General features: G+C 72.0%; 18 protein-coding genes and 1 pseudogene. 6 read left to right on the top strand and 13 right to left on the bottom strand.

Annotation, left to right across the window (positions count from 1 at the left end):
* Nucleotides 1-47: 47 nt before the first annotated feature.
* The 4 genes and pseudogenes from ACIPXB_RS01400 to ppk2 form a co-directional block, all read right to left on the bottom strand.
* Nucleotides 48-1,271, bottom strand: coding sequence for an arginine deiminase (locus ACIPXB_RS01400; RefSeq protein ID WP_401443012.1), 1,224 nt, complete (start codon nt 1,269-1,271; stop codon nt 48-50).
* Between the two features lie 258 nt (nt 1,272-1,529).
* Entirely contained in the window at nt 1,530-2,093 is a 564-nt protein-coding gene (locus tag ACIPXB_RS01395; protein WP_401444374.1) for a universal stress protein, read from the bottom strand.
* A gap of 122 nt (nt 2,094-2,215) precedes the next feature.
* Nucleotides 2,216-3,591: pseudogene (locus ACIPXB_RS01390) on the bottom strand (SulP family inorganic anion transporter).
* A gap of 54 nt (nt 3,592-3,645) precedes the next feature.
* Nucleotides 3,646-4,440 (bottom strand): polyphosphate kinase 2, encoded by a 795-nt coding sequence (gene ppk2, locus ACIPXB_RS01385; RefSeq protein WP_401443010.1) that lies wholly within the window; start codon nt 4,438-4,440, stop codon nt 3,646-3,648.
* Between the two features lie 180 nt (nt 4,441-4,620).
* Between ppk2 and ACIPXB_RS01380 the strand changes: the two genes are divergently transcribed.
* Complete coding sequence (locus ACIPXB_RS01380) at nt 4,621-6,303, top strand: GAF domain-containing protein (protein ID WP_401443008.1); 1,683 nt, start codon at nt 4,621-4,623, stop codon at nt 6,301-6,303.
* Nucleotides 6,304-6,319: 16 nt separating this feature from the next.
* Here the strand turns inward: ACIPXB_RS01380 and ACIPXB_RS01375 are convergent, their stop codons facing one another.
* The gene (locus ACIPXB_RS01375; protein WP_401443006.1) at nt 6,320-6,814 is read right to left on the bottom strand and encodes a pyridoxamine 5'-phosphate oxidase family protein; all 495 of its coding nucleotides are present in this window, start codon (nt 6,812-6,814) and stop codon (nt 6,320-6,322) included.
* Between the two features lie 554 nt (nt 6,815-7,368).
* Here ACIPXB_RS01375 and ACIPXB_RS01370 point away from each other — a divergent pair.
* Nucleotides 7,369-8,094, top strand: coding sequence for a response regulator (locus ACIPXB_RS01370; protein WP_401443004.1), 726 nt, complete (start codon nt 7,369-7,371; stop codon nt 8,092-8,094).
* 49 nt (nt 8,095-8,143) lie between these two features.
* On the opposite strand, the gene ACIPXB_RS01365 is transcribed toward ACIPXB_RS01370, so the two are convergent.
* The 3 genes from ACIPXB_RS01365 to ACIPXB_RS01355 all read right to left on the bottom strand — a co-directional run bounded on the left by ACIPXB_RS01365 (nt 8,144) and on the right by ACIPXB_RS01355 (nt 11,275).
* The gene (locus ACIPXB_RS01365) at nt 8,144-8,470 is read right to left on the bottom strand and encodes a transposase (protein WP_401444373.1); all 327 of its coding nucleotides are present in this window, start codon (nt 8,468-8,470) and stop codon (nt 8,144-8,146) included.
* Between the two features lie 623 nt (nt 8,471-9,093).
* Nucleotides 9,094-10,212 carry a fatty acid desaturase family protein gene (locus tag ACIPXB_RS01360; RefSeq protein WP_401443001.1) on the bottom strand — a complete coding sequence of 373 codons (1,119 nt, stop codon included), beginning with the start codon at nt 10,210-10,212 and terminating at the stop codon, nt 9,094-9,096.
* A 7-nt stretch (nt 10,213-10,219) separates the two neighbouring features.
* The gene (locus ACIPXB_RS01355) at nt 10,220-11,275 is read right to left on the bottom strand and encodes a ferredoxin reductase (protein WP_401442999.1); all 1,056 of its coding nucleotides are present in this window, start codon (nt 11,273-11,275) and stop codon (nt 10,220-10,222) included.
* Nucleotides 11,276-11,361: 86 nt separating this feature from the next.
* Here ACIPXB_RS01355 and ACIPXB_RS01350 point away from each other — a divergent pair, with 86 nt between their 5' ends.
* The gene (locus ACIPXB_RS01350; protein ID WP_401442997.1) at nt 11,362-12,501 is read left to right on the top strand and encodes a PucR family transcriptional regulator; all 1,140 of its coding nucleotides are present in this window, start codon (nt 11,362-11,364) and stop codon (nt 12,499-12,501) included.
* A gap of 256 nt (nt 12,502-12,757) precedes the next feature.
* Entirely contained in the window at nt 12,758-13,696 is a 939-nt protein-coding gene (locus tag ACIPXB_RS01345; RefSeq protein ID WP_401444371.1) for an IS5 family transposase, read from the top strand.
* On the opposite strand, the gene ACIPXB_RS01340 is transcribed toward ACIPXB_RS01345, so the two are convergent.
* Nucleotides 13,686-14,066 carry a hypothetical protein gene (locus ACIPXB_RS01340; RefSeq protein ID WP_401442994.1) on the bottom strand — a complete coding sequence of 127 codons (381 nt, stop codon included), beginning with the start codon at nt 14,064-14,066 and terminating at the stop codon, nt 13,686-13,688. The genes ACIPXB_RS01345 and ACIPXB_RS01340 overlap by 11 nt on opposite strands.
* A gap of 380 nt (nt 14,067-14,446) precedes the next feature.
* Entirely contained in the window at nt 14,447-15,412 is a 966-nt protein-coding gene (locus ACIPXB_RS01335; RefSeq protein ID WP_401442992.1) for a pirin family protein, read from the bottom strand.
* A gap of 74 nt (nt 15,413-15,486) precedes the next feature.
* On the opposite strand from ACIPXB_RS01335, the gene ACIPXB_RS01330 reads away from it, so the two are divergent.
* Together ACIPXB_RS01330 and ACIPXB_RS01325 are read left to right on the top strand one after the other, a co-directional pair.
* Nucleotides 15,487-15,840 (top strand): tetratricopeptide repeat protein, encoded by a 354-nt coding sequence (locus tag ACIPXB_RS01330; protein WP_401442989.1) that lies wholly within the window; start codon nt 15,487-15,489, stop codon nt 15,838-15,840.
* A gap of 66 nt (nt 15,841-15,906) precedes the next feature.
* Nucleotides 15,907-17,169 (top strand): methyltransferase, encoded by a 1,263-nt coding sequence (locus tag ACIPXB_RS01325; RefSeq protein ID WP_401442986.1) that lies wholly within the window; start codon nt 15,907-15,909, stop codon nt 17,167-17,169.
* Here the strand turns inward: ACIPXB_RS01325 and ACIPXB_RS01320 are convergent.
* From ACIPXB_RS01320 to ACIPXB_RS01310, 3 genes are read right to left on the bottom strand one after another with little or no spacing between them, the layout of a single operon-like run.
* Nucleotides 17,118-19,646 carry a bifunctional serine/threonine-protein kinase/ABC transporter substrate-binding protein gene (locus ACIPXB_RS01320; protein ID WP_401442983.1) on the bottom strand — a complete coding sequence of 843 codons (2,529 nt, stop codon included), beginning with the start codon at nt 19,644-19,646 and terminating at the stop codon, nt 17,118-17,120. The two genes, ACIPXB_RS01325 and ACIPXB_RS01320, sit on opposite strands and share 52 nt — an antisense overlap.
* Before the next feature lie 3 nt (nt 19,647-19,649).
* The gene (locus ACIPXB_RS01315; protein ID WP_401442980.1) at nt 19,650-21,977 is read right to left on the bottom strand and encodes a bifunctional serine/threonine-protein kinase/ABC transporter substrate-binding protein; all 2,328 of its coding nucleotides are present in this window, start codon (nt 21,975-21,977) and stop codon (nt 19,650-19,652) included.
* Nucleotides 21,977-22,822, bottom strand: a complete 846-nt coding sequence (locus ACIPXB_RS01310; protein ID WP_401442977.1) for a hypothetical protein — start codon at nt 22,820-22,822, stop codon at nt 21,977-21,979. The genes ACIPXB_RS01315 and ACIPXB_RS01310 overlap by 1 nt, the downstream gene beginning before the upstream one ends.
* Nucleotides 22,823-22,953 lie beyond the last annotated feature (131 nt).

Below are 22,953 nucleotides of genomic sequence, written 5' to 3'. Positions count from 1 at the left end.
TGTGTGCGGCGGGCGGATGAGGGGATGCGCGGGCGCGGGCGGGGAGGTCAGACGGCCTCGCGCTCGATGGGACAGGTCATGCACCGCGGGCCACCACGGCCCCGGCCGAGTTCGCTGCCTCGCACGGTGATCACCTCGATCCCGCTCTTGCGCAGGTGGGTATTGGTGGTCACGTTGCGCTCGTATGCGACGACCACGCCGGGCTCCAAGGCCAGCACGTTGCAGCCGTCGTCCCACTGCTCCCGCTCGGCGGACCGCAGGTCCTGGCTCGGGGTGAGGACGTTGATGGACGGCAGACCCAGCGCGTCGGCGATGGCCCGGTCCATGTCCTCGGGGGCGTGGTCGGTGACCCTCAGCCCCTCCCCGCCGGCTCCCGGCTCGATCGTGGAGGAAGGCAGCATGCCGAGGCCGGCGTATCGGGTGAAGGTGTCACCGCTGACCATCGTCGTGACCGTGTCGAGGTGCATGAAGCTGCGGCTCTTCGGCAGGCTGACGGCCACGACCCGCTGGGCGGACCCCGCCGCGAACATGCGCAGGGCGAGGTTCTCCACGGCCTGAGGCGTGGTGCGCTCGCTCATGCCGACGAGCACCGCGCCGTTGCCGATGACCAGGACGTCGCCGCCCTCGATGGTGGCGGGATAGGCCGCCTGCCCGTCGGCCCACCGGTGGAACTCCCCCTTCGCGAAAAGGGGGTGATGCTGGTAGAGAGCTTCGAAATGAACCGTTTCACGGCGCCGCGCCCGCTTGTTCATCGGGTTGACGCTCACCCCGTCGTACACCCAGCACGAAGTGTCGCGGGTGAACAGATGGTTGGGCAGCGGCGCGAGGAGGAAGTCGTCGGGCGACATGGCGTGCAGTCGTACGCTCGGTATCGGGCCCGTGCGCTCGAGCAGTTCCGCCTTGGTGACGCCGCCGATGAGGCAGGCGGTCAGGGCGGCCGGCTCCAGGGAGTCGAAGTGCGTGCGGAGCCTGTCGGTGCCGAGGGCGCCGAACTCGCGTTCGTCGAAGACCCGGTCCAGCACGAGCTGCCGCGCCTCGATGCCGTCCAACGTCTCGGTGAGCAGGTCGGCGAGGAGGTGCACGCGCACTCCGCGGTCCCGCAGGACATCGGCGAACGCGTCGTGCTCGTCGCGGGCGCGTTTGGCCCACAGCACGTCATCGAAGAGGAGCTCGTCCTTGTTGGTGGGTGTGAGGCGTGTCAGTTCGCGGCCGGGGCGGTGCAGGATGACCTGCTTCAGCCGGCCGGTCTCGGAGTCGACGTGAAACGTCATGGGGTCCCCCGGAGGTGGGAAGGAAGGTGCGCTCGACGGGCGCCGTCATGCGATGTGCGCCCGGCCGGGCGTCCTCTGGGGGCGCCTCGGGGAGCACTTGAACTCTGTCACTCGTGCCCCCTCATGCCCGGCGGCAACAGTCCCTGGTGGCGGGCCGGTCGGCACTCTCCGGGAGGGCCCGTTCGGTCGCCCCGCAGGGCCCTCCTGCCCTGCGGGGCGACGGTCGGGAACCAGGCGCAACGGGGCAGGGCGCACCGGTCATGCGTGTGCGTGCGTGACGGCACCCAGGTACGCGCCGACCGGTGACCGGCGCGTACGGCGGCCGACCACGACCAGCCCCGCGTCCCGTGAGGCGGCGACCAGGTCATAGGCCGGACGTCCGAGGCCACACTGCGCGGCGACGGGGACCGCGGGGAACTTCCGCTGCCAGGGCTCGAGAACCTCGGCCATAGCGGCCTCCTTGGCGGTGGCCACCTCGGCGGTCAAGGCTTGCCCCGCCGGGGTCGACTCGGCTCCGTGAAAGGGCGGAGGGCTCCGGCTGTGGACGGCCCGCACCGAGCCGCCTTGCCGGCCGCCGTGGGCGAAGGCGAACGCCAGTACCGCGTCACTCCCGTCAGATTCGCCTGGGGATCGGGCAGGTCCTCGACTACACCCATCAGCTTCGACTCGGACGCACCGGCGATCGGGTACGCGCCCGGTCCTGGTACTGGGGAAGCGACCAACTGAACCGAGATGGATCTCGCTCACAGAAGCCGGCGGAACCCTGCTCACATGGGCTCCCGGCTTCGCCGGATGCTGAGCCAAAGGCTCCGCCCCTGCCATGCGCAGCTGCCCTCGGCGCAGGCGGCACACGCTATCGGAGAACGCCGAAACCACCCGGACTGCGCTCTTCGGCCCAGTCACCAACAGGCGCCATCCTGCCCTTTCGGGGCAGCAGGTCCTGCTCATTCCGCCTCGGGCCCTGCCCTGCGGCTCCATACCCGATAGGCATCCAGAACCGTGGGGAGGGTCGGGTAGATGCGGTCGGCGCCCACCGAGACGGTAAGGCCGTACGCGTCCAGGTCCTCGCGGAGTTCCTGTTTGACCCTGGCCAGGGCGAGGACGATGCCGCGGTCCTCGAGTTCCTGGCGGAGCGCCTCGTCGACCGCTGCCAGGGCGCGACGGCGGAAGTCCTGCGCGTTGGCAAAGAACAGCGGCGAGTCGTAGCGGTAGAGCACCAGCCCCGTCACCGTCCGCGCCGTCGGGTAGTCGTCCACGTCGTGCATGCCGGCAAGCCCGGGCACCATTCCTTCCACGGCGTCGTACGGGCGGGCCACACGGGACAGCAACTCGACCACGGACAGGGCCACGGCGACGAGAACGCCGTGCAGGATGCCGAGGGTCAGAACGCCCAGGAGGCATCCGAGTGCCAGAAGCAGTTCGCGTCGGCGGAAGGCCGCGAGACGCCGGAACTCGCCCACTTCGACGAGGCGGACGGCGGCGTAGACGACGATGGCGCCGAGCACGGCGCTCGGCGTGTGGGCCAGGAGCGGCCCCAGGAAGAGGAGGACCAGCAGTACCGCGAGTGCGGCGAACAGGGAGTAGGCCTGGCTCCGCGCCTTCGCCGACTGGGCCAACGCGGTACGGCTGGCGCTGCTGCTGACGGGGAACCCGTGCATGAAGCCCGCCCCCAGGTTCGCCGCCCCCAGGGCTGGCAGCTCACGATTGGGGTCCAGCGGGACCGGATCATCCCGGTCGGCGAAGGCCCGGGCGGTGAGGATCACGTCCGAGTAGCCGACGAGAAGGACGCCCAGCGCCGGGATCACCAGCTGCGGAAGGTCGCCGGGGACGGCAGCGCGGGCACCGGCAGCCCGGAGGGTACGGATCCGATCACGGCGATCCCGTACCGGTCGTCCAGCCCGAACGCCGCCACCACGGCTGTGGTGGCGACGAGGGCGAGCAGCGGGCGCGGAACCAGCCGCCAGTACCTCGGTGCCACCAGGCCGACGACCACGGCGAGGCCCGCCGCGAGCACCGCGTACCGGCCCGGGTCCCCTCCTGCGAGCGGCCCCACGGCGACGGCCGTCATCAGCGCGGTGGTCGACTCGGGTCCCACCGACAGCAGCCGCGAGGAACCGATCAAGGCGTAGAGCACCATGGCCGGCAGCACGGCCCAGAGCCCCACGACCGGTGGCAGCCCGGCCACCCCCGCATAGGCCATGACCTGCGGCACCAAATACGCGGCGACGGTGATTCCGGCCAAGGCGTCCCGGCCGAGCCACGCCCGGCGGTACCCCCGGAGGCCGGGAGGCAGCCGGGACGGCCTTCCTGGTGCGGACATCGCACTGCTCGCTGACGGTTCACTCGGCAACTCCGCGTCGGCATCAGCCCCGCTTCAGTGGTTCCCGAGCGTGGACGCATGGTCGGGGACGGCGTTCTGGAGGTCCTTGGGAGGTCGCTGGTATCCCGTAGAAGGAGGACGGGGCGGCAGGGTGAGCGAAGGCAGGGCGACGTCCGCGTAGGGAAGCGAGGACAGCAGGTGGGCGATCATGTTGAGTCTCGCGCTGCGCTTGTCGTCGCTCTCGACCACGTACCAGGGGGAGTCCGCGGTGTCGGTGTGCACGAGCATTTCGTCCTTGGCCCGGGAGTACGCCTCCCAGCGCGTGAGGGACTCCAGGTCCATCGGGGAGAGCTTCCAGCGCCGCAGCGGGTCCTCCGCCCGGGCGCGGAACCGCTCCTCCTGCACGGCGTCGCTGACGGAGAACCAGTACTTGCGGAGCAGGATCCCGTCTTCCACGAGCATGTGCTCGAAGACCGGGCACTGGCGCAGGAAGAGCCGGTGTTCCGCGGGTGTGCAGAAGCCCATGACATGCTCGACTCCGGCGCGGTTGTACCAGCTGCGGTCGAACAGGACGATCTCGCCGGCGGCGGGCAGGTGCTCGACATAGCGCTGGAAGTACCACTGGGTGCGTTCCCGTTCCGTCGGCGTGGGCAGGGCGGCGATGCGTGCTGCACGGGGGTGGAGGTGCTCCGCGACACGCTTGATCGTGCCGCCCTTGCCCGCGGCGTCGCGGCCCTCGAAGACGACGACGAGGCGGGCCCCCTCCGCACGCACCCACTCCTGAAGTTTGACCAGCTCCGTCTGCAGCCGCAGCAGCTCGTCCTCGTAGACCGTCTTCTTCAGACCCATGGCGTCTCCTCCCCGTCGTCGCCCGTCGCTTCGATCAAGTCAGTCACGGCGGGCATCCGCGCGCAACGATGCCCATCGGGCCCGGGCCTGTCGATACGCTGGCCGTGGATCGGGCAACCGAGCGAGCCGTCGGAGGGGAAGCACGTGGGTGTGAGGGATCCGTTGACACAGGTACCGCGGATGCGGCTGGACGAGCTGCTGGACGAACTCCAAGCGCGCATCGACGAGGTGCGCGGCACCCGGGACCGGGTACACAGCCTCCTGGAGGCCGTCGTGTCGGTCGGGCGGGAGCTGGATCTCGCCCAGGTCCTCCGCCGGATCGTGGAGGCGGCCGCACTGCTTGTCGACGCCGAATACGGCGCGCTGGGGGTGATCGGCCCCGACGGCCGGACTCTCTCACAGTTCCTGACCGTGGGACTCACCGATGAGGAGATCGCCGAAATCGGTCCCCTGCCGGCCGGCCACGGCCTGCTCGGGGAGGTCATCCACCACCCGGAACCGCTGCGCCTGACGGATCTCGGCGCGCACTCCTCTTCCTACGGTTTCCCGGCCCATCACCCGCCCATGCGCACCTTCCTCGGTGTGCCGATCCGGGTCCGCGACGAGGTGTTCGGCAACCTCTACCTGACCGACAAGCGCGGCGGGATCGACTTCGACACCGAGGACGAGACGGTGATCTCCACCCTCTCGGTGGCGGCGGGTGTCGCGATCGACAACGCGCGGCTCTACGAGGGCTCGCAGCGCCAGCAGCGCTGGCTCAAGGCCAATGCGGAGATCACCGAGAGCCTGCTGTCCGGCAGCTCCCGTCCGGCGGTGCTGGCGCTCATCGCCCGTCGCGCACAAGAGATCACCGCGGCACGCCTCGCTGACATCGCCATGCCCGTGGCCGGTATCGACGGCCTGGTCGTGGAGTTCGCGGCCGATGCGGACGGATCCGAGCGGCAAGGCCTCGTCATCCCCTTCGCGGGCACGCTCGCAGGAGCAGCGCACCTGGCCGGCAAGCCCGTCACAGCGGTGCAGGCCTGGGCCGACGAGCGCTATCCCGCGGAGTCCCAGGTGCAGGACGGGCTGGGGGCCGCCGTGGCGGTCCCGTTGGGCACCGCGGGCGGCGAAAGCAGAGGTGTCCTTCTGCTCGCGCGCCCGGTGGGAGAGCCGGCGTTCGGCGAGGGCGAGCTGGAGCCGCTCGTCGCCTTCGCAGGTCAGGCGGCGCTCGCGTTGGAGCTGGCGGAGCGGCGCAGGGACGCCGAGCAGATAGCGCTGTTGGAGGAGCGGGACCGGATCGCACGGGACCTGCACGACCTGGCGATCCAGCGGCTCTTCGCCACCGGCATGACCCTGCAGAGTGCTGCCCGGCTGGTCGAGCACGACGGGGCTGCCGAGCGGGTCGGCCGGGCGGTCGACGACCTGGACGAGACGATCAAGATCATCCGGTCGACGATCTTCGGTCTGCGCACCAAGGACCGCGAGAGCGGCCCTGGGCTGCGGGCGCGCGCTGCCCGTGCCGTCGGCGACGCGGCCTCCACCCTCGGTCACCCGCCACGTCTGAGCATGGAGGGTCTGCTCGACACCGACGTACCGCCGCAGGTCGCCGACCACGTCATGGCGGTGCTGGGCGAACTCCTCAGCAATGCCGCCCGCCACGCACAGGCGACCCGGGTCGGTGTGACCCTCAAGGCCGGCCGGGGCGAGGTCGTGCTGACCGTCTCGGACAACGGAAAGGGCATTCCGGCTCAAGGCCGCAGAAGCGGCCTGCTCAACCTCGACGAGCGGGCGCAGAGCCTGGGCGGGTCCTTCACTCACGAGACTCCGGATGACGGAGGCACACGGCTCGTCTGGCGGGCGCCCCTCCCCACCGGGAGCTGAGGACCGGGTCACGGCGTCAGGCCCGGGCCGAAGGCACGGGCAGCGTCGGGTCCGCCTCCAGCCGGAACCCGGTGACGAGATCCGGACGGATCCGCAGGGCGCTGGTCATCCGGTGCGCCACCCATGGACGCAGCGAGTGCGCGTACCGGTCCACCTCGTCGGCATCGGACACCGCTCTCGCGTAGCCGGTGACGACGACGCTCCAGCCGAGGTGCGTGACGGGATCAATCACGTCCGCTTCATAGGCCACCACCACCGCGGAGACGTCGGCAGGTGCCGTCAGGGAGGCCAGTGCCCCGCCCCCGTGGATCCGGACGATGATGTCCTCGCCCTCGACGAGATGGTTCACCGGACGAACGGCGGGCAGCGCGTGCTGTGTGAAGACGATGCGTCCCAGGGACACCGTCGAAAGCAGCCGCAGGGCCTCGGCCCTGTCCAGCTCCCGCATGCGGCGGCCGGCCACCGTGTCACCGACCTCCCGGGCCCGTGACGGGTTGCCTTCGTGATCCATGCTGCTTACCTTCGTTCGGCCCCGACGGGCCCTTGCGGCTTCCGCGTCCCAGCCTTCACCGCGATCCACGGGGGAACCAGGGCCGAACGGTCCCCTTCCGGGGGCCGGATTCGGACATCCGCTCGATCCAGCAGGGGCGGTACGTCACAGAGCAGGAGCCGCGTGCCCGCGCTACGGCAGCGCTGGTGGAGCCGGAGGAAGAGTTCGATGCCTGAGCTGTCTCCGGCCAGGGCGATCCTCAGGCCGCGGTGGTCGCGTGCCACGGTCCTCAGGTCGATCAAGGCGGTCGTCATGGTGTCCTCCGCGCTGCGTGCGGCTCCGTCGAGTCGCGCCGTTCCCCGTGCACCCGCAGTTCATCGGGTGCTGAGTGCACTCAGGAAGGCCCGGCAGGCCCTCGGGCAGGGCCGAAGGTCCCTCCTCCTCTGCCCTCATCGGCCCTGCCGCGCACAGCGAAAGGCCAATGCGGTCAGATCGGCCCTGTCCGTTCGGCGCGTACGGAAGGCAGGATGCCGGTGTTCGTGAGTTCAGGACGAACCAGGCGAAGGAGTTGCGTCATGACCGGCAGCGATGCCCCCTCCCACGCGACGAGCGCGAGCGGCGCGACCGATCCCATCAGCATCTTCCTGCTCGACGACCACGAGGTCGTGCGCCGAGGGGTCCACGACCTGCTGGACGCCGAGCCCGACCTGACCGTGATCGGTGAGGCGGGGACGGCGGAGCAGGCGCTGGTTCGCATCCCCGCACTGCGTCCCCGGGTCGCGATCTCGGACGTACGGCTCCAGGACGGCGACGGGGTGAGCGTGTGCCGGGAGTTGCGCTCGCGGATGCCCGAACTGGCCTGCCTGATGCTCACGTTGTTCGACGACGAGGAGGCACTCCTGGACGCCGTGATGGCCGGGGCCTCCGGCTACGTCCTGAAGCAGATCACCGGCACCGACCTCGTGACCGCCGTCCGGACGGTGGCCGCCGGCCAGTCGATGCTCGACCCCGGCGCCACCACGCGGCTGATGGCCCGCATGCGCGGCGACGTGCCCAAGGAGGAGCAGGCCCTGGGGCTTCCCGGCTTCACGGACCGGGAGAAGGCGATCCTCCTCATGGTCAGCGAGGGTCTCACCAACGGGGAGATCGGCCAGCGACTGTACCTCGCGGAGAAGACCGTCGAGAACATCATCTCGCGGCTCTTCATCAAGCTCGGTGTGGAGAGGCGCGTCCAGGCCGCGGTGATCGCCAGTCACGCGCTGACCCCGCCCGGCCGGCACCCGGCCCCCGCCGCGAAGTAGGGGCCGCCCACGGGAAGGGCGGGCACGCCGCACGACGGCGTGCCCGGCTTCACCGTTGCCTCGCCGTCAGTGGTGCGGGACGACGGCAACGGGGCAGGCTGCGTGGTGGAGCACGGCATGGGCCACCGAACCGATGCGCATACCCACCGCCGCCTCGGTGAGGGCCTCGGTGGGTCGTCGCCCATGCGGCTCTACGAACCCAGTCTGCGATCTGGACCGCTTGAGGCGCGGCTGCCCTGGCTGCCTCGGCATAGGCGGAGGCCCGGTCGCGGCAGGTGATCTCGACCTCCGGATGGCCTTCGAGCCACCGGGCGACCGTCGCGGCTTCCCGGCCGGGCAGGACGTCGATGGGCCGACGGGCTTCGAGGTCGACCAGCAGCGTCGCTTACAGTAGTTGTGCCCCTTGAGCAGGGCGAACTCGTCCACCCCCAGGACCCGCACGCCGCCGGGTTCCTCGAGGTCAGAAGCTCGAAGAAGCCGTAGCAAGGTGTCCCTCGCCACCAGCATCCCCATCCGTCGGGCCAGACGAACACCCGCCCGGCCGGCCGAAGACTCGGCGACCCGCGCCAGCAGCTGGCGAAGGACTGGGGTGTGTCGGGCATGAGGGCTGATCAGTCCCGCGTCGGCTCGGGCCCTCGTACGAAACGTGACCACACCGGCGTCCCGCAAGATCGACTCCACAAGCACACCCGACAGGTGCGGAAACAACCGCACCAACCCCCCAGAACCGCACACCCGGATACTGCCCAGCTCAACCGCCCAGCATCACAAGACCAGCGGCAGACCCCGTTCATCCGTACGTGGCTGGGCAAGTTCATGTGTACGCCGACAACGGGCCGCACGGAGGAGGGGGAGACCGACGCTCCGACGGTGATGACGCCAAGTCAGCCCCTCCGCAACCGTGCTCCCCCAAGGACCGTACGCAGGAGAGCTCGCGGGATGTCGCGCAACCCGGCGGTGCCGTCGGTACGGCCGAAGGGTCTGAACCAGTACCCGGAATCAGACCGCGGCGAGTTCCTGCTCGCGGTCCGGCGTCGTGACCTTGGGCTTCCTGTTCGGCAGCGAGAGCCGGAAGACCTTGTGCCACGCGGAGTACACCTGCTTGGGCAGCGGCCCGGTGACGTACTCCAGCTCGTACTTCTCGAACAAGGCGCGCACCTTCACCGCGACCTCGGCGTACCGGTTGCTCGGCAGGTCCGGGAACAGGTGGTGCTCGATCTGGTGCGACAGGTTGCCGGTCATGAAGTGCATGGCCTTGCTGCCGCTGATGTTCGCCGAGCCCATCATCTGGCGCAGGTACCACTGGCCGCGCGTCTCGCCCTTGATCGACCGGCGCTCGAAGACCTGCACCCCCTCGGGGAAGTGCCCGCACATGATCACCGAGTGGGACCAGAGGTTGCGGACCAGGTTCGCGGTGAACGTGGCGGCGAGCGTGGTGAGGAACGACGGGCCCGAAAGGAGCGGGTGGATCACGTAGTCCTTCAGCACCTGCTTGCGGATCTTGCGGCCCACGGCCCTGGCCCGCGCGCGGAACTCCGGGTTCTTGCGGCGGCGCTTGTGCAGGTTCCTGCCGAGTTCCAGGTCGTAGGCGGCAATGCCGTACTCGAAGAAGCAGGCGTTGATGAAGTTCCACAGCGGCTGGCCGAGGTGGAACGGGTGCCACTTCTGGTCCTCGTCGACGCGCATGATGCCGTAGCCGAGATCGTTGTCCTTGCCGATCACGTTGGTGTACGTGTGGTGCAGCTCGTTGTGCGAGTGCTTCCACTGCTCGGCCGGCGAGACGTGATCCCAGTCCCAGGTGGTGGAGTGGATCTTCGGGTCCCGCATCCAGTCCCACTGGCCGTGCAGGACGTTGTGGCCGATCTCCATGTTCTCCATGATCTTCGCCACGGACAGGCCGACGGTGCCGATCAGCCACGCGGGCGGGAAGATCGAGAACAGCAGGACGCCCCTGCTGACCAGCTCGAGCTTGCGCTGCGCCGAGATGACCTTGCGGATGTAGGCAGCGTCCTTCTCGCCGCGGCTGGCGATCACCTCATCGCGGATCGCGTCCAGCTCGCGCCCGAGCTCCTCGATCTGCTCCGCGGTCAGGTGGGCGGTGGGGTCGATGGCGGTCAAGGTGCTCCTACCGTTCGATGTCGCAGGGGCCCGCCGCGGCGGACACGCAGGTCTGGATGAGGACGCCCGGCCCGGCCTCGGTGATCTCGCCGGTGCGCAGGTCGCGGACGGCGCCCGCCGTGAGCGGCGTGACGCAGCCGAAGCAGATGCCCATGCGGCACCCGGACGGCATGAGCACGCCGGCCTCCTCGCCGACGTCCAGCAACGGCGTGGCGCCGTCCGCGTCGACGGTCTTGTTGGTGCGCCCGAACGTGACCTCGCCACCGTCGCCGGTGACGACGACGCCGGGGCGGAAGCGTTCGGTGTGCAGGCGCTCCGGGACGCCGTGCTCGGTCCAGTGGTCCTCGGCGGCGTCGAGCATCCCCGCGGGCCCGCACGCCCAGGTCTCGCGCTCGGCCCAGTCGGGGACGAGTTCGCCCAGACGGGCGATGTCGAGCATGCCGTCCGTGTCGGTGTGCAGCTCGGTGAGACGCAGCTTCTTGTCCGCGACCAGGTCGTGCAGCTCGTTGCGGAAGATCACGTCGTGCGGCTGCGGTGCGGAGTGGACCATGACGACGTCATCGAACTCGATGTCGCGCAGCATGCCCATCACCGGCGTGATGCCGCTGCCGGCCGTCAGGTAGAGCACCTTGGCGGGCTTGGCCTGCGGCAGCACGAAGTCACCGGTCGCCTGGTCGAGCTGGATCAGCGTGCCCGGCTGCACCCTGCGGACCAGGTGGTTGCTGACCTTGCCGTCCGGGATCGCCTTCACGGTGATCGTGATCCGGCCGTCCCGGTGGTTCGTCGGCGAGGTGACCGAGTAGGCACGCCACAGGCGCACCCCGTCGACGTCGACCCCGATCCGCACGTACTGACCGGCTGTGTGGCCGCGCCAGCCCCGTCCCGGCCTGATCACGATGGTCGCGGCGTCACCCGTCTCAGGGTGCACGGCCTCGATGCGCCCCCGCAGGTCGCCGCCCGCACGCAGCGGGCTGACCAGGTCGAGGTAGTCCGACGGCAGCAGCGGCGTCGTGACCATCTCCAGCAGTTTCCACGCCCTACTGCGGAGGGCTGCACTCGTCATGACCCCAGCTTGATGTGCTTCAGGGGGTAAAGTCCTGTCCGTAGGACGTGAATCTGATCGGTTGAATTGTTCGCAGGGAACAAAAATTGAGCCATGCAGTCCGGAAGGCCGGCGAACTGGTCCTGGATGAGACGACGGTCACCGCGCTTCGGGCCGCGCTGAGGACCACCGCCGACGAGGTTGTCCAGGCAATCATCGACGAGGTCCCGCCCTACGCCAACGCCCTTTCGGGCCGCATGGGCGTCACCATCCGCCGAGCCGTCCGCACCGCCCTGGGCCTCTACCTCGACCTCGCGAGCGGGAACGCCACGGGCGGCGACGCCGGCGACGCGGCCTACGAGCTGGGCCGCGGCGAGGCCCGGGACGGCCGTTCGATGGACGCCCTGCTCAGCGCCTACCGGGTCGGCGCCCGCGTGGCCTGGCGAGGCCTGGCCGCAGGTGCCGTACCCGCAGGTCTGCCCGCCGCCCAGGTCGCCAAGTTCGCCGAGCTGACCTTCGCCTACATCGACGAGCTCTCCGCCGCGAGCGCCGCGGGCCACGCCGACGAACTGGCCGCGCGGGGCCGGGCCCACGAGCGCCACCTGGAACAGCTGGCCCGCGATCTCCTCTCCGGCGCGAGCCCGGACGTGCTCCTTGCCGCTGCTGGGCGGGCCGGGTGGCAGCCGCCGGTTTCACTGACCGCAGTCCTGCTGCCCGCCGCCCAGGCCCGGCCGGCCTACCGCGCGCTCGACCCGGGCACCCTTGTCCTCGACGATCTGCCGGACGCCTCCGGTGTTCTACTCGTCCCGGATGCCGACCGAGCGCATCTCCTGAGGCAGCTGCCCGACCGCACCGCCGTGGTCGGCCCGGCCCGGCCATGGACGCGTGCGTCCGCCTCGTACGCACGAGCCGTACGCGCGCGCTCCCTCTCCTGCGACATCCGCGACACCGAGGACCACCTGCCCGAGCTGGTACTGAGCGCCGACGCGGACGCGTTCGCCGACCTGCGTGCCCGAGCCCTCGCACCGTTGCGGACCTTGCCGGCCACGACCGCGCGGCGGCTCGAGGAGACGTTGCGGGCGTGGCTGCTGCACCAGGGCAGGCGGGACGAGGTGGCGGCGGCGCTGTTCGTCCACCCCCAGACCGTCCGGTACCGGATGTCGCAGCTGCGGGAACTGTTTCCGGATCTCGGGTCGCCGCACCAGGTTCTCGCACTGACGCTGGCGGTCGGTCTCCGGGTGGGCTGACTGACGGCCAGTCCAGAGCCGATCACTCCCGGAACGTCCCCTCCCTATCCCCCCTTCCCCGCCCGGGCCAAGATCCGGACCATTTCCGGACCAGCTCTCGCCAACGGTCCGCACCAGCTTCCCTTTTCCCAGGTCAGAGTGCGTGCAGCTGCTGTACCACCAGGAGACGAAGAATCTGCCGGCACCCACGGATCTTCCACAGCATCCGTCGGGCGGCATCCGGCTTCTCAAGGCCCGCTCAGACCGCGTTTGAGATCTGCCGTGCCGTGAGGCTAGCGGGGGCGTTGAGCTGTGTGTGAGTGGTTCTGGGGGTGGGTATCCGTCGGATCTGACGGATGGGCAGTGGGCGCTGGTGGAGCCGTTGCTGCCGCCGGCGCGGGTGGGGCCGAAGGGTGGTCGGCGGGAGAAGCATCCGCGGCGGCGGATCGTGGACGCGATCTTCTATGTGGTCCGGACCGGGTGTGCCTGGCGGCAACTGCCGAAGGACTTCGCGCCCTGGCCGACGGTGTACTGGTACTTCACCTGGTGGCACGACGACGGCGCGGTCGAGCGGATCCATGACGCTCTGCGCGGCAAGGTGCGTGAAGCCGACGGCCGCGACGCGGAGCCGAGTGCGGGCCTGATCGACTCGCAGTCCGTTCGCACCGCCGACACCGTTCCCGCCGCCACCCGGGGCTTCGACGCGGGCAAGAAGGTGAAGGGCCGCAAGCGGTTCATCGTGACCGACACCCTCGGCCTGCTCCTGGCCGTCCACGTCGTCGCGGCGAATGTTCAGGACCGCGACGGCGCGAAGCGGCCGCTGCTGTGGACCAGGCTCGATCACCCCGGCGTCAAGAAGGTCTGGGCCGACCAGGGCTTCGCCGGCCGCCTGGTCGAGTGGACCGCCCAGATCCTCGGCCGCGACTTGGAGATCGTTCGCAAGGATCCTGGCCAGCGTGGCTTCCAGGTCCAGCCCAAGCGGTGGGCGGTGGAACGCACCTTCTCGTGGCTCACCGCCCACCGGCGCCTCGCGCGGGACTACGAGACCAGTCCGGCCCATTCTGAGACGATGATCCGCTGGGCGATGATCGGCACCATGGTCCGCCGCCCTACCCGAGGCCGACCGGCAACCCGACCAGGCCCACGATCGCTCTCTCGCACTGCGGCCCACGGGCTCAACCGCAGTGCGGCCGAAGGCTTTCCGCTCACTTCATGAACGCAATCACCAGCGGGTCCGACTCTGGCGCGATGTAGTCGTATGTCGGGGAGTCGACGTGGCAATGACCGCTTGCATCCGCCTCGGAGGCGAAGCCCTCGATGTTGTCGGCGAGGAGGTCGAGAGCTTCCCGCGCTCCCTGGATCCTCAGGATCTGGGCTTCCGTGACGATCGAAACAGTGGCCCGCTCCGGATCCTCCTGGAACGCGATCTCGGACAGCGACCTCTCGCAGGGAAAGGGGCGCCGGTTCTCCGAGAGGTCACAGAATCCGGCCTTCCCCCGCAACAGCTGCCCGAACGCCAGCAGCCCTTGACGCGTCCCAGAGAGCTCGAGCTCTCTGGTTCCCCCGCTGTACAGAACCTGCAACATCACATCCCCTCCAACCTGCCGATCGTACCGATCACCAAGACGGGATCGTCCCGCCGGCCCTTCGGCCTCGATCGGGTCTACGGCTCTACCACAGATCTCAAACGCGGTCTTAGGAGCCGGCGGCGCAGCGGCGGCCACCGCTGCCCTTCGCGACCAAGCGGCCTCGATGCGACCAGCGACCAGATCTAACTACTCGTCAGTAAAGTCGGCAAAAGGTCAGTAATCGTCCGACCAAACCTGGTTACAGCCTGCAACACATGAGACTCGACCGTCGGCGTCAAGGGCTCTCAGACCGCGCCCGGCGGCCTCCCCTGCGAAACCAGAATCGGAGGGCCAGGCGTGAGCACGACACCCAGCCCTCGTCCACAGAAACCAGCAGGTCAACGCACTCTTCCCCTGGGTTTCAGGTGCGTCGGCGGGAGCTCCGGGGCCGGAATCGGAGGGCCGTCGTAGCCCTTCACGTCGCCGAAGCGCGACCCGTTCATCCAGTCTTCGCGGGCCTGCGCGATATCATCGTGTGACCGTCCGATCCAGTTCCAGAACATGACGATCTCCTCCTCGAACGGCTCGCCGCCCAGGAGCATCAGGCCCGCGTCCGAGGTCGCGCGCAGGGGGAGTTCGGTGCGGCCGCAGCCCAGGTAGAGCATCGAGCCCGGCAGGACCGGGACGCCGTCCACGTGGGCCTCGCCGGACATGGACAGGACCGCGTACTCGAAGTCCGGGTCCAGGGGGATACGGGTTTCCGCGCCCGCCGCCAGGGCCAGGTCCGCGCCGACGATCGGGGTGTACGCCGTACCGGGGGACGTCGCCGTGTCCAGGGTGCCCAGGATGACCGTGGCCGTCAGGCCCGGGGCCGTGACCTGCGGGAGCTCCGCATGGTGCTGGAAGTGCGGGGCGACGTCGCGGTGGGCGTCGGGCAGGGCCACCCACAGCTGCGCGCCGTGCAGGAAGCGGGCGTGCGGCCGCGGGCTCTCCTCGGAGTGGCTGATGCCGCGGCCGGAGGTCATCAGGCCCAGCTCGCGCGGGCGGATCGTCTGGAGGCTGCCGACGCTGTCGCGGTGCAGGACCTCGCCTTCGTGCAGCCAGCTCACCGTCTGCAGGCCCTGGTGGGGGTGGGGAGCGACCTGCATGCCGGGCTCGTCGGCGATGTCGTCCGGGCCGTAGTGGTCGACGAAGCACCAGGCGCCGACCATACGGCGGCCCAGGTTCGGCAGCAGCCTGCGGACCTCGGTGGCCTCGCCGAGCTTGACCTGACGGGGGCTGAGGAGTTCACGGACCGGTTCCGCGACGACGAAGCCGCGTCCGCCGCACGTGGACAGCGCGGGCTGGCGATCGAGATTGCTCATGCGGACAAGTTAGCCCGCCGGAGGGGGGCTCGTTCGGCGGAATGTTTGCGCGGGGGCGGCGTGTTGCAGCGACCATGAACACCCCGACCGCCTATTACGACCACGGAACACCCGCCGAGCGCTGGTCGCGCGCCCAGCTCTTCTTCGACGCGAAGGAGTACGCCCCGGCCGCGCGCATCCTGGACGGCCTGACCGTCGAGGCACCCGAGCAGCTGGCGCCCCGGCTGCTGCTGGCCCGCGCCTACTACCACTCCGCGCAGCTCGGGCGCGCCGAGCGGGAGCTGCGGGCCATCCTGGAGCGCTGGCCCGTCGAGGACTACGCGCAGCTGCTGCTCGGACGCACGCTGGAGCGGCAGAACCGGCAGGCCGAGGCCGCCCCGTACCTGCGGATCGCCGCCGCGATGGCCGGCGAGTTCCCCGAGGGGTAGCAGGGCGGGGCGGGAGGAGCGGGAGGGCGCGGGGGCGGCGGTGTCACGGGTTAGCCTGGGGGCACGATGAACCGTCTGACCACGCCCTTCGGCTCGTACGAGCTCACCCGCTTCCCCGAGGACCCCCGCGACCGGCTGCGTGCCTGGGACGCCGCCGACGAGTACCTGCTGCGGCACCTGGCCGCCGGTACCGGCGAGCGGGGGCCGGTGGAGCTCGCGGACCGGCAGGTCACGGTGGTCGGGGACCGCTGGGGTGCGCTGGTGACGGCCCTGGCCGCGCACCGGCCCGCGCAGATCACCGACTCCCACCTCGCGCACGAGGCCAGCGCCGCGAACCTGGCGCGGGCCGGGGTGGCGCCGTCGGACGTACGGCTGCTGACCACGCAGGACGCCCCGCCGGAGCGGATCGACGTCCTGCTGGTACGGGTGCCCAAGAGCCTGGCGCTGCTGGAGGACCAGCTGCACCGGCTGGCGCCGCACGTGCGCGCGGACACGGTGGTCGTGGGCACCGGCATGGTCAAGGAGATCCACACCTCCACGCTGAACCTCTTCGAGAAGGTCCTCGGGCCGACCCGGACCTCGCTCGCCGAGCGGAAGGCGCGGCTGATCTTCTGTACGCCCCGGGGGTCCGAGGGCGCCGCCCCCGGCGCCAATCCGTGGCCGCTGACGTACACGCTGGGGCCGGACGCCGGCGCGGGGGCCGCCGAAGGGCTGACCGTCGTCAACCACGCCGGGGTCTTCTGCGCCGACCGCCTCGACATCGGCACCCGGTTCCTGCTGGGGCACCTGCCCACGGGCACCGGCGCCGCCCGCATCGCCGACCTGGGCTGCGGCAACGGCGTCGTCGGTACGGCGGCCGCGCGCGCGAACCCGGGCGCCGAGGTGATCTTCGCCGACGAGTCGTACCAGGCCGTGGCCTCGGCCGAGGCCACCTTCCGTGCCAATGCCGGGGCGCTGGACGCCACGGCGCGCTTCCTCGTCGGGGACGGGCTGGCCGCGCTGACGCCCGGCTCGGTGGACCTCGTCCTGAACAACCCGCCTTTCCACTCGCACCAGGCGACGACCGACACGACCGCGCTGCGCATGTTCGCCCAGGCCCGCCGGGCGCTGCGGCCGGGCGGCGAACTGTGGGTCGTCGGCAACCGCCACCTCGGCTACCACGTACGGCTGCGCTGGCTGTTCGGGAACTGCCAACTGGTCGCCGGTGACCCGAAGTTCGTCATCCTGCGGGCCGTCAAGCAGGGCGGCGGCGACGGCGGTGGCGCGGCGCCCCGGCGTCAGACGGCGCCGGGGGAATCCGCGCGCACGTCCGGGTACAGGCCCAGGTAGCGGTAGGCCCCGGACAGCACCCGGTAGAGGTGGGCGGTGCGGGGACCGGACAGGACATGGTCCTCCCCGAAGGCCAGCGGCTTGGCGATGCCCTCGTGGGCGGTACGGAAGATCCGCAGGGCCAGCGCCGGCCGGTCGGTGGCGTGCCCCGCGAGGGCGGTGAGGGCGGTGGCGAGCAGGCCCGTCGCGTCGTACGCCTCCATCGCCCAGGGCGCCGGGTCCTCGCCGTACTCGGCACGGTGGGCGGCGGTGAACGCGGCCGCCGCGGGTACGACGCGGGCGTCGGCGACGTACGAGGCGAAGACCCAGCCCTCGGCCGCGGCCCCGGCGGCGGTCAGGAACTCGGCGGTCATGGCCGGCTGGACGCCGATGCGCGGGCCGGTGAACGAGGCGGCCGCCAGTGCCCGCGCCAGCTGCGCGGCGCGCGCCGGTGAGGTGCCGGTGAACACGCAGCCCTCGGCCCCGGCCGCCATCAGCTCCCGTACCGTGGCGGCGAAGTCGGCGCCGTCGGCGGGGATCCGGTGGACGGTCGCCTTCCCCTGCGACGGGGGCGTCTCGCGCAGGGCGCGGGTGAGCTGCCAGCTCCCCTCGCCGCCCGCGCCGTCCTCCACCAGGGCGGTACGGCTCACCGGCCGCACCCCGGAGAGGTAGTGCAGTACGGGCGGGGCGTACCCGTCCTCGCCGGCGCGGGTGACGCACAGCGTGCGCCAGTCCACCTGGGCGCTGGTCGCGCCGGCCACGTTCACGGTCACCTGCGTGAGGTTGGCCGCGGCGCAGGCGGCGGCCACCGCGGGCAGTGCTCCTTGGGTGGTGGGGCCGGTCACCGCGAGGACCGCCGGATCGGCGATCAGCGTCTTGACGACCTCGGTCGCGCGGGTCGTGTCCCCGCCGTCGTCGGCGACGCGCAGGGCCAGCCGGAACGCGGCGTCGGGCCGGGCGTTGTGCCGGGCCACGGCCAGCCGCATGCCCCGTTCGTGGGCCTGACCGACCGCGCGGCCGGGTCCGGTGAGGTCGGCCTGGAGGGCCAGGGTACGGGTGGGCAGGTCGCCGGGGGGCGCGGCGGGCGGTGCGGCGCGTTTCCCGGTGCCGCGGGTGGTGTACCAGGCGACGGGCCCGCCCACGGCGAGCAGCGCGGCTGCGGTGCCGAGTAGTAGCTGCCTGCGTCTGACGGGCCGGCCCCCGGCCACGGCGCCGCCGGCGGCGGTGGTGCCTGCGGCGGCGTCGGCCGTATCGGCCTGGGCGGCGGCACGGTCCGGGGCGGTGTGCTCCGGGGCCGTGTGCGCGGCGGTGGTGAGGTCCAGGGCGCGGGTGGAGCGTACGGCGATCAGCCGGCGCAGCGGGGGCGGCAGCCAGGCGCCGCCGCCACCCTCGCCCGCGCCGGCTCCGGCTCCGGCTCCGGCTCCGTCCTCGGCTCCGTCTCCCCGATCACGGACCCCACCGCCGTGGCCGCCGTCTCCCCCGTCACTGATCCCAACGCCGTGGCGGCCGTCGCCCCCGTCCGGGCCGCCGGAGCCGCGGGCGACCGCGACGCGCGGGTCGATGCCGCGCGGGTCCACGCCGCGCGGGCCGCCGTCCGGCGTTGCGGCGCCCCCGGGCCCGCTGCCCCGCCACGCGGCCCCGCCGGGACCGCCGTCCCGCGGACCGGTGCCGCCGGGGCCGCCGTCGCCGGGACCGGTTCCCAGCAGCCCCCGTACCGCTTCGGCCGACGGGCGGGCGGTCGGGTCCTTGGCCAGGCACGCCGTGACCGTCTCCAGCAGCTCCGGTGGCAGGCCCGTCAGTTCGGGTTCGTCGTGGACCGCGCGGAAGACCACCGCGGCCGCGTGACCGCCGCCGAACGGTCCCTGGCCCGTCGCCGCGTACGCCAGCACGCAGCCCAGCGAGAACACGTCGCTCGCCGGGCCCGGTTCGGGGCCGCCGGCCCGCGCCTGTTCCGGCGCGAGGTAGCCGGGGGTGCCGACGATCGCTCCGACGGCCGTCAGGGTCGTGGCGCCCGAGGGGCGGGCGATACCGAAGTCGATCAGCCGGGGGCCGTCGAGGGCGAGCAGGATGTTGCCGGGCTTGACGTCCCGGTGGATCAGCCCGGCGGCGTGCACCTCGGTGAGCGCCTCGGCCAGGCGCGCGCCCAGCACCCGTACCGTCGCCGTGGGCAGCGGACCGTACAGCCGCACCGCCTCCGCCAGCGAGGGACCGGGGACGAACGGCGAGGCCAGCCAGGGTTCGCGGGCCTCGGGGTCGGCGGCGACCACCGGGACCACCCAGCGCCCGGAGAGCCGGCCGGCCGCCTGCGCCTCGCGCCGGAAGCGGGCGCGGAAGGCCGGCTCGGCGGTGTGGTCCGCCCGGATCACCTTGACGGCCAGCAGCGCGCCCGCCGGGGAGCGGCCCAGGTACACCGTGCCCATGCCACCGGAGCCCAGGCGTCCCAGCAGCCGGTGGCCGCCGATCGTGGCCGGGTCGGCGGGGGTCAGGGGCCGTACCACGGGCTAGCCGACGGGCCGTTGCGGCGCCGGCCCGGCGTACTGGATCCGGCCGCCCTGGACCTGGTGCACGAAGGAGGTGATGCCCTTGACGCGGCGCGCGTCGTCGAAGGTGTACTCCTTCACCAGGCCGCGGTAGGTGCCCTGGCCGAGCGCGGTGAGCAGGTCGGCGCGGGCGGGCCGACGGCCGCCGGACGACGCGGCGACGAGCCGTTCGATGACGAGCCGTGTCACGTCGTAGGCCTCCGCCGTCCAGACGGCGGGCGCCGCGCCGTACGCCGCCCGGTGCGCGCGGGCCACTTCCGCGACCTCGGCCGCGTCCGGCCCGGTGTAGGGCGCGAGGAACAGCCAGCCCTCGGCGGCGGCCCCGGCCCGGTCGACGAACTCCGGGCCCGCGAGGGCGTAGTCGGCCGCACGCGGACCCCGGAATCCGGCGGTGGCCAGCGCCGCGGCGGCCTGGGCCGCGCCCTGCGCGGTGCCGGTGTAGAAGAAGCTGTCGATGCCCGCGCGCAGCATGTCGGCGACGACCGGGGTGAGGTCGTGGTCGCCGCGCGGTACGACGCGCGCGTAGGCGGTCGCCTGACGTACGTAGGTGGCGATGGTCCGGTTCGCGAGGTACGCCGTCTGCCAGCCGTCGGTGTCCCCGTCGCGGTCGCACAGGATGCCGAGCCGGCGCGCGCCCTGCTTGTGGATGAACTGGAGGTTGAGGGGGTCGGCCTGGGCGGCGGTGACGGGGCAGGTCTGGAAGAAGCTGCGCCGGTCGCCGACGCCGTAGACGCTCGCCGCGGCCGACACGGTGAGGAAGGCCAGCGATGCCTCGCCGTAGAGCTCCAGGCACGGTGCGACGGAGGCGTCGGTGGTGGGGCCGATCACGGCGAGTACGTCGGGGTTGCCGATGAGGCCGGTGGCCGCCTGCGCGGCGCGGTCGGCGCGGCCCGCGTCGTCGGCGGTGGCCACGGTCAGGGTGAAGGGCTTGTCCGTCCGCGCGTTGAAGGCGTCGACGGCCAGGCGTACGCCGCGTTCCTGGGCGGTTCCGGCGTCCTTGCGGGCCCCGGTGAGGTCGCCGTGGACGCCGATCGTCCAGGCGCCGGGGGTCGTGGCGGCCGGGCTTCCCTGCCCTGCGGCGCCCTTGCCGTCGCCGCCGTCACCGCCGTCGGAGCGGTCGCGCAGGGCGAGCCAGGCCGCGCCGCCGCCCGCCGCGAGCACGGCCGCGCCGGAGGCGAGGGCGAGGAGACGACGGCGGGAGGGGCCGGCGCCGGCGGGGGCCACGGCGGGCGTGTCGGCGCCGGCCGGCCCATCCGGAGAGCCGCCGGCGCCATCCGGAGAGCCGTCGGCGCCATCCGGGGAGTCCGCAGCGCCATCCGGGGAGTCCGCAGCGCCATCCGGGGAGCCCGCGACGCCGGCCGCCTGGTCGCCGGGTTCGGCGAGGGTCTCCTCGATGGCGGGCAGGGCCAGCAGTTCGGCGGCGCGCGCGGCGATCGTGGCGACGACCGGATCGGGCAGCCAGTCGGTGCCGTCGCCCGGTGCCTCCTCGGCCAGTTCCTCGTCCAGGTCCCGGGCGGTGGGCCTCAGGTCGGGGTGTTTGGCCAGGCAGGCCCGCAGCGTCGCGGTCAGTGCGGGGTCCTCCTGGAGGCGCTCCCCGAGCACGGGCTCGTCGTGGACGGTGCGGTAGAGCAGGGCGTCGACCGAGCCGGTGCCGAAGGGCGGTTCGCCGGTGGCGGCGTACGCGAGCAGGCAGCCGAGCGAGAAGATGTCGGCGGCGGGCCCGGCCGGGCGGCCCTGGGCCTGTTCGGGCGAGAGGAACCCCGGGGAGCCGATGACGAGGTCGGTCGAGGTCAGGGAGGTGTCCTCGGTGCCCCGGGCGATACCGAAGTCGATCAGCCGGGGGCGGTCCATGCCGAGCAGGACGTTGCCCGGTTTGAGGTCGCGGTGCACCAGGCCCTGCTCGTGCATCACCGTCAGGGCCTTGGCCAGCGCCGCGCCGAGGACGCGGACGGAACGCAGCGGGAGCGGGCCGTGCGCCGACACGGCCTCCGCGAGGGAGGGGCCGGGGACGAAGGCGGTGGCCAGCCACGGTTCCGCCGCGTCCGGGTCGGATCCGGTGATCCGTACGGCCCAGGGGCTGTCGACGCGGGCGGCGATCTCCGCCTCGCGCCGGAACCGGGCACGGAAGTCGGACTCGCCCGCGTACTCGGCGCGGATGACCTTGACCGCGGCCAGCGCGCCGTCCTCCGTACGGCCGAGGTAGACCACGCCCATGCCGCCGGCGCCGAGCCGGCCGAGCAGCCGGTGGCCGCCGACCCTCGCCGGATCGGACTTCTGCAGCCGCTCCATCACCGCGCCTCCTTGCCGATCGCCTGCCCGGCGCGGATCATCATCCGGCTGGTGCCCTGGACGAGGAGGGCGTTGAGGGACTGCTGGGTGGCGCCGGCTCCCCCCTTGACCGTGACGGCCATGGTGACCGGGCCGAACTGCCCCTGGGACCAGGTGTAGTCGTACGGTCCGCCCTCGGCGGTGAGGATCTCGCCGTACTCGGCGAACGCCTCCTCGGTCCACATGTTGCCCTGCTCGCCCTGGAACAGGGCGGTGCCGATGAGTCCCTTGAGCTGTTCGCCGGCGTTCAGCCGCTGGTCGGGGCAGCGCATGACCTCCTCCATCGACCGGGCGGTCTCCCACCCCGATTCCGCGCGGTTGCGGTGGACGGTGACGGTGGTGCTGACGCGTACGGTGCCACGGCCGTCCTTGGGCGGGATGCGGAAGTAGCGGGTGCTGGTGGCCAGGACGTCCTCCGGGAGGCCGCTGGTCCGCCAGGCGCAGTCGGGGCCGAGGACGGGCCAGACGGCCGGGTCGCTCTCGTAGGGGGTGCCGCGCACGACGTCCGGGCCGAACACCTCCTGGTCGACCATGATCTGGCCGATCAGGGCGCGGGCCTGGGCGGCCGTCGTGGGCTGCTTGGCCTCGTCGAGTTCGGGGACGAGGGACCGGGCCGGGCTGCCGGAGGGCGCGGGTCCCGTGCCGGTGGGAGCGGGCGTGCCCGAAGCGCTCGCGCCCGCCGGGGACTTCGTCCCGTCCGCGGCCGGTGTGCCGCCGGACGAGCAGCCGGCGAGCAGCAGCAGGCCCGCCAGCGTGCGGCCGCAGGTGTGCGCGAAACTCCGCCTGTACGCGTCGTGTCCCCCCATGGCGCTGATCGTAACCCCTGCCGCCGCAGCGGCAACGGGGATGGTGGAAAAGGAAGTTGGCGATCACGGCGGATCGCGTCGCGAGCGTCTCACCAGGCCAGGTGACCAGCGAGTACGTCCTACACTCTGCC

The organism is Streptomyces sp. NPDC090022 (assembly GCF_044748145.1).
Classification (GTDB): Bacteria; Actinomycetota; Actinomycetes; order Streptomycetales; family Streptomycetaceae; genus Streptomyces.
Note: the sequence above shows the minus strand (reverse complement) of the source record. Positions and strands in the feature narration are given on the sequence as shown.